Raw genomic sequence first — 6,619 nt, forward strand, 5'->3', positions numbered from 1 at the left:
TTACGGCCCCTCCCTGTATCACCTTCCGCCTCCGGCCCACCGGACGCCCGATATTGCTGCCGCTCACCGGTGAGCCTTCGTCTCAGGCAGGGTGACGCAACTGTGTCGGATGCCCAAGCCACCCGCCGTACCGATCCTCCTGTTAGCCCCCGGAAAAGCCCGGGAAAGAAGCCGGAATGTCTGAATGACTTGTCAGTGAACCAGCCCGATCCAGCCATGAACCCCCATATAGAGCCCCACCACAGCCATCAGGCCCCCGGAAAAGTAAGGCGCTCGTTTGGCAAGGGCATCGAACCCGCCCCAGCGTTTAGCCACCTGCCGGACACTGAGCGCCGCACCTACACCGACCGTCACCAGTGTTAATGCCAGTCCGAGACTAAAACATAACACCAGCGTGGCCCCTAACATCATGGCCTTTAGCTGAAGACAAATTAACAGGACGGTGATCGCTGCAGGACAAGGGATGAGCCCGCCTGTCAGCCCGAACAGCAGGATCTGTCCGGTCGTCACCTCTTTCCCGGTAAAGCGATGCTTAATATCCTTCGCGTGTGCCAGGGCATGTGCATCCTGGTATTCAGCCAGACCTGCGCCGGAACCCTCAATACCGGAAAGGTCATGGTCATGACTATGGCCGTCTTCACTGAACTTCACTTCATAATCATGAACATGGGAGCGATGCATCAGGGAAAGACGAACGTCAAAAGTGTGAGGTTCCGGGACCGCAGCCACAGACTCCAGATAATCCCCGCCATCAGTAAATTCGAAGATCTGAGAGAAAGCATGGTTTTCGCGCATCGTGGTTAATGAAACTTCACCGGCATGCCATTTCTGGCCACTGAGCGTCCTCAGACGCCAGTGAGGGCGTGCTCCTTCCTCTGAAATTGACAGTTCAACGACCCCGTGGCCGGTATCGATCCGCCGGGTTTCATCGTGATGATGGTGCGGTTCGTTGCCATGCATCGCTTTCAGCCACAGCTTTTCCCCCCGCCAGGTCTGCCAGACTATCCAGCCAGCCGTTGCGAGGATAATGACCGCAGAAACCAGTTGCAGCCAGGGTTCAGCCGACTCAGCCGTAAATTTTCTGCTGATAAACATCCCCCCGAAAGCGATTAACCAGACGATGACCGTATGTGACAAGGTTGCAGCCAGGCCCAGCATCACCGCCTGCCGCACAGTCCCCTTAATAGCAATGATAAACGCCGCCATCATTGTTTTTGAGTGCCCCGGTTCCAGCCCATGCAGTATGCCCAGCAGAATAGCGCCGGGAATAAAAAACCAGGCATTGCCTTGTTGAAGAAGCGTCGTAAATTCAGTCACAGAGATCATTCCTAAGGATTAACGTTACGTTGATTCTACTCCCCCCCAGTACAATATACTACCCCCCAGTAGAAGTGGGTGGTAAGATCTGCAGAGTTTTCTGGAACGTGGAGCCCTGTCGTGTCGCATACTATTCGTGATAAAAAAAAGCTGAAAGCCCGGACAAACAAGATCGAAGGTCAGGTGGTTGCCCTGAAGAAAATGCTGGATGAACCCCATGAATGTACGGCTATATTGCAGCAGATTGCCGCAATACGCGGTGCCGTGAACGGGTTATTGCGGGAAGTGATCAAGGGGCATATCACTGAGCATATCGTCCATGAAAGCGAGGAGAGCAAACGGGAAGAAGATCTGGACATTGTTCTGAAGGTACTCGATTCCTATATGAAGTGACGCTGGCGAAGGACCGCAAAAAATAGCATTACGAACTCACGCAACCGCCTCCGCCCCCGGAACCCACGGCAGGGAGTCAGATAACGTCTGTTTCCCCGACGACACAACACCTGTTGCTGCGGTCAGCCGGATCAAGTGCTGCTGAGCGGCCTGTTCCGGCTATCGGTAATACTGTGATGTCTGCAGACCCGCCCGACGCTTCAGGTCACCGCCGTCAGGGGATTGCACCCTAAAAAGAAGACCCGGCCAGTTGACCGGGTCTGAGAGTTGTTCAGTTCAGGCGGTTGCCGGATCATTTAGGACCGGCGTTTGCCATCACATAGGCCGGTACACTGGCACTGGCGGTGACAGAGTAAGAATAACTGACCGGAGAGCTGAACGTGGTGCCGGTGGCCGATGTTCCGGTGGTTCCGCTGTAGGTATTATTCTTCTCGTAGAACTTATCGGTATAGCTGCTGCCATCGTTAGTCAGCGTGTTGGTATTATTCGTTTTCAGGAAGTAATTGGATTCGGAATATACCACGCTGCCATTCACCAGCTGCAGTGCTTCATACTGTTGTTTCGGATATTTATTGCCGTCTGTCGCGGTATTATAATCCGTGCCTGAGTAGGTTTCGCTATTATCAAAATAGTTACTGTACGCATGGATCCAGCCACGGAATAACGGACGTCCGCGCACGTTCGGACCAATCCAGTTATGGTGTAATGTGACGTGCAATTTCCCCGTCCCCTGCCAGGAGTCAGAGGTATTCGCCCCCACGACCATGGCCAAACGTTCACCGGCAAGATCCGTATTATACCCCACCCAGTTCCAGACCGGATCCGGACTCATATTGACCCAACTGTCACTGAAGTAAAGGTGATTATACGACAGAGTCACATTATCTGAACTCAGTGCCACACTCATTAAATCATCACTGGTGTCATAAATGGCACAGTGCGTGATCAGGGCATTAGTGACACGACGTAAAGAGATGCCTTCGTAATTGATCCCAACCTTTTTAGTGCTGTCAGATGAACCGTATACCTGCTGAGGCATCGCCTGTAGATCTGAAATCTTACCAAAGAACGTCAGGTTAGAGACCTTAATATTCTGAATATTTGTACCGCTGGCCAGCAGCTCACCGTCAAATTTCAACTGAATATTTTCCAGTGCTGCCTTGCCGCCCGCAGCCCCCTCAATGGTCGTATTGTTATTGTTGGCAGACGAGAATGTCAGAGTCGTTAATCCCGAACCTCCGTAAAGGGTGCCACTGACAATAATATGATGCTGACCACTGTTTACCGCACTTTCCAGCTGACTAAGGGTGGTGACGGTAACCGCCGGATAACTATCTCCGCCGGTGGTATTTGAGAACCCGCCGGTATCTGCCGCCGAACACGCAAAGCCACCAAGACTTAATGCTGCCAGTAGTGAAGCCTGAACCATCCGTAATTTTGTTTTCATAATAACCTTCTTAGTGATTGTTATTAGTTAAGTTGTGTCTTATCGACGAACACACTATTGCACTTATCGTTCATCACCGCCCGCGACTAAGGTTGTCGGTTGAAGGATACAACAATCAGCCTTGCCACGCGCTGTTTCAGGGGGGCGGATAAATAGTTTTCCGGCCGCGGCGTTCGCAAATATCTGCCCGATTTTCAGGCTGCCCATAAAAAACGGCAGCCTATGGCTGCCGCTTTTCGGTATCGGAAACTGCCGGATAAAGGTTCAGAGTCCCCCTGTCGTTCCCTGCAGGTCAGGGCGATAAGCCCGGTAGTAAATCAGGGCAACGAATATCGCCCCGCCTGCCGCATTACCCGCAAATACCGCCACGAAATTAGTAAAATAGTCGGTCCAGGTTCCCTGCCCTGCAAAAATAGCCGCCGGGATAATAAACATGTTCGCGACGACGTGCTGGAAACCAATCGCCACAAAGGCCATGACCGGGAACCAGATCCCCAGTATTTTTCCGGCAGCGTCTTTAGCGGCCATTCCCAGCCAGACCGCCAGGCACACCAGCCAGTTACAGCCGATACCGGAAATAAACGCCTGCAGAAAAGTCGCATGCGTTTTCGCCGCGGCTATCGCCAAGGTACTCTTCAGAAATACCCCTTCGGTCATGCCCAGCAGATGACCAAAAAACCAGGCGACCGCTATGCTGCCGATAAAATTGGCTACCGTCACCCAGAACCAGTTACGCACCAGCGCAACCCAGCTGATTTTTTTCGATAATGCCGCGAGGGTCATCACCATCATATTACCGGTCAGTAGTTCAGCTCCGCCGATAATCGTCAGAATTAACCCTAGCGGGAACACCATCGCCCCGAGCAGCCCTCCGAAGGATCCCCAGTCAGCAGGTAACCTGGCGGTCACATGCAGATCCAGCAGAAAACCGATAGCAATAAAAGCCCCGCCAAGAAAACCCAGAATCAAGAGATTCTGCAACGAATGATGTCTCTTTTTCACGCCGGCCTGTACGGCCTGTACTGCAATTTCATTAGGTGTGCTGAAAGACATGATGACCCGGTAATGTAAAAACCGCCAAAACGGTTTAAGTGAATCGGTGGCCATAACCCTGACCATAATTGTCATAATATGACTGACTTCATTGATAGTAGTGCGACCAGGAATATTTTCCAACGAAAACATTACAAGGTTTTAACTATCACCAAAGAGATTATTAGCCGCAAACTTACGTATCCACTGCCACGGGATAACAACGTCCCGGTGATTGGCAAAATCAGCGTGACAGACGGCCGGCAGAGCTACCGCACATGCAGATAACTGCCGCAAACAGGGAATGTTATTCTTGAGAAGAGTGACAAATTAACCAGGCCCTTCATTCAGCCTAAGGAGCAGAAAATATTATGAGCACATCCTCTTATGTCCCCCCCGAAGTCTGGAAGAACGATAAACAACCTGGTGGTAAATTCGGGGCAATAAATCGCCCGGAATCAGGTGCCCGATTTGAGCAAGCGTTGCCTGCAGGTTCGCACCCTTTCCAGCTTTATTCACTGGGGACGCCGAATGGTGTCAAAGTCAGTGTGATGCTGGAAGAGTTACTGCAACTCGGGATTGAAGGTGCCCAATACGATGCTCACCTGGTGAATATCATGAAGGGTGAACAGTTCGGGTCAGGCTTTGTTGAGGTTAACCCTAATTCGAAGATCCCGGCACTGGTCGATCAGAGTGGCCCGGAGCCGATCAATATTTTCGAATCCGGTGCCATGCTGCTTTATCTGGCCGAAAAATTTAACCGTTTTATTCCGTCCGACCCTGCCGGGCGTGCATCCTGCCTGTCCTGGTTATTCTGGCAAATGGGCAGCGCCCCGATCCTGGGCGGGGGTTTCGGACATTTCTTTGCCTATGCGCCGGAAAAAATGGAATACCCGATCAACCGTTTTGCGATGGAAGCTAAGCGTCAACTGGATGTGCTGGATAAACAGCTGGCGAAGCATACCTATATCGCCGGTGAGGAATATACCATTGCCGATATTGCCATCTGGCCCTGGTATGGTGTACTGGCTCAGGGAGGAATATATGAAGGATCGGCCCGGTTCCTGGATACCGCATCTTATAAACACCTGAACCGCTGGGCAGAATTAGTCGCTCAGCGTGAAGCGGTTAAAAAAGGAAGAACCGTACTGAAGATGTAATGTCTTTCTGTACTGCCCGGCCTGACACAACGTCAGGCCGGCGGTAATGATCGGGGATATACAGTTAGGTAATGACTCCAATTTATTGATAGTGGTTTATCGTCATGTAGTACCCGATGACTTTGTCATGCAGTTCAACCGACTTTGAAAATGAAAGTGACTTCCTTCCCAGCCTGGCCAGATGCTGCCTGGGGTTCAGGTTGTGCCACTCAATTTTTTGTGTGTAACGCTTACTAATAACGTGAAAGTTACCCTTCAGGCGTGACTTAGACCCGAAATAGCCCCACTGCTCGTCCATTTCTACGCAGACAATCACATCACTGCCCGCCTTTATCCATGAGGTTACTGACCGGGGACTGAGTTTTGTAAATGCCGGAAAATGGTGTTCAGGCCAATGCCAATTATGTGTGCACTGGCACGGCATCCAACACCATCCATAGCCATATCGATGGTTTTCTGGTGTGTACCGGGCTGGGAGGCGGTATAGATGAAAGTAAGTAGCCATGTCTTACGGCACTGCTTGCGGAGATAACGCTGGTGCCCAGCGGTACTTTTACCGTTACGGACTGCGCCTTCAGTCACAGCAAAAGAGAGACAGCGTACGGGAATGGACGCCATAAAAGCACCTTAAAACACCATCATGATCCTACCCGCACAATGTGGACACGGCGCTAAGCGAGGGTCTGGTTTTCAAACTGTTCCGGGCTGATACCGCCACAGGCACTGTGACGACGCCACCGATTGTAATCACACTCGATATAATTAAACACGGTCGTTCGCATTATTTCACGGCTGATAAAGCGTTCTCCGTAGATACATTCGACTTTCAGCGAGTGGAAGAAACTTTCCGCACAGACATTGTCGTAACAGCATCCTCTGGCGCTCATGCTGCCACGCAGATTATGTCGTTTCAGCAGTGCCTGATAATCCGCCGAACAGTACTGGCCACCGCGGTCAGTATGAACGATAACGTTTTCCGGACGTTTACGCCGCCAGAGTGCCATCTGTAACGCATCACATGCCAGCTGTGCCGTCATACGCTCTGACATTGACCAGCCTATAACTGACCGCGACCACAGGTCAATCACCACCGCGAGGTACAGCCAGCCCTCGTCTGTGCGAAGATACGTGATGTCTCCTGCCCACTTCTGATTCGGGCCACTCGCGTAAAAATCCTGTTTCAGCAGATTTTCAGACACAGGAAGGTCATGTTCTCTGTAGCTGACCGGGCTGAAATTCCGGGCAGCCTTTGCACGAAGTCCCTGACGTC

Annotated in this window: 6 protein-coding genes and 1 pseudogene; 2 read left to right on the forward strand and 5 right to left on the reverse strand. The window is 51.6% G+C overall.

What is annotated here, in order from left to right; translation table 11 throughout:
* Nucleotides 1-192: 192 nt before the first annotated feature.
* Nucleotides 193-1,317, reverse strand: coding sequence for a nickel/cobalt efflux protein RcnA (locus CG67_RS13765; RefSeq protein ID WP_025903524.1), 1,125 nt, complete (start codon nt 1,315-1,317; stop codon nt 193-195).
* 120 nt (nt 1,318-1,437) lie between these two features.
* Here CG67_RS13765 and rcnR point away from each other — a divergent pair, with 120 nt between their 5' ends.
* Nucleotides 1,438-1,710, forward strand: coding sequence for a Ni(II)/Co(II)-binding transcriptional repressor RcnR (gene rcnR, locus CG67_RS13770; RefSeq protein ID WP_025903525.1), 273 nt, complete (start codon nt 1,438-1,440; stop codon nt 1,708-1,710).
* Nucleotides 1,711-2,002: 292 nt separating this feature from the next.
* Here the strand turns inward: rcnR and CG67_RS13775 are convergent, their stop codons facing one another.
* Both CG67_RS13775 and CG67_RS13780 read right to left on the reverse strand, forming a co-directional pair.
* A complete protein-coding gene (locus CG67_RS13775) occupies nt 2,003-3,157 on the reverse strand; it encodes a pectate lyase (RefSeq protein ID WP_025903526.1) in 1,155 nt (384 codons plus the stop codon).
* 264 nt (nt 3,158-3,421) lie between these two features.
* Nucleotides 3,422-4,210, reverse strand: a complete 789-nt coding sequence (locus tag CG67_RS13780; protein WP_025903527.1) for a formate/nitrite transporter family protein — start codon at nt 4,208-4,210, stop codon at nt 3,422-3,424.
* Between the two features lie 350 nt (nt 4,211-4,560).
* Here CG67_RS13780 and yghU point away from each other — a divergent pair, with 350 nt between their 5' ends.
* Nucleotides 4,561-5,349 (forward strand): glutathione-dependent disulfide-bond oxidoreductase, encoded by a 789-nt coding sequence (yghU, locus tag CG67_RS13785; protein ID WP_025903528.1) that lies wholly within the window; start codon nt 4,561-4,563, stop codon nt 5,347-5,349.
* Nucleotides 5,350-5,431: 82 nt separating this feature from the next.
* Here yghU and CG67_RS17860 read toward each other — a convergent pair.
* Together CG67_RS17860 and CG67_RS13800 are read right to left on the reverse strand one after the other, a co-directional pair.
* Nucleotides 5,432-5,967: pseudogene (locus CG67_RS17860) on the reverse strand (IS1 family transposase).
* A gap of 53 nt (nt 5,968-6,020) precedes the next feature.
* The coding region (locus tag CG67_RS13800) for an IS3 family transposase (RefSeq protein ID WP_025903531.1) at nt 6,021-6,619 on the reverse strand (599 nt) is incomplete at its 5' end.

Source organism: Tatumella sp. UCD-D_suzukii (assembly GCF_000611875.2).
Classification (GTDB): domain Bacteria; phylum Pseudomonadota; class Gammaproteobacteria; order Enterobacterales; family Enterobacteriaceae; genus Tatumella; species Tatumella ptyseos.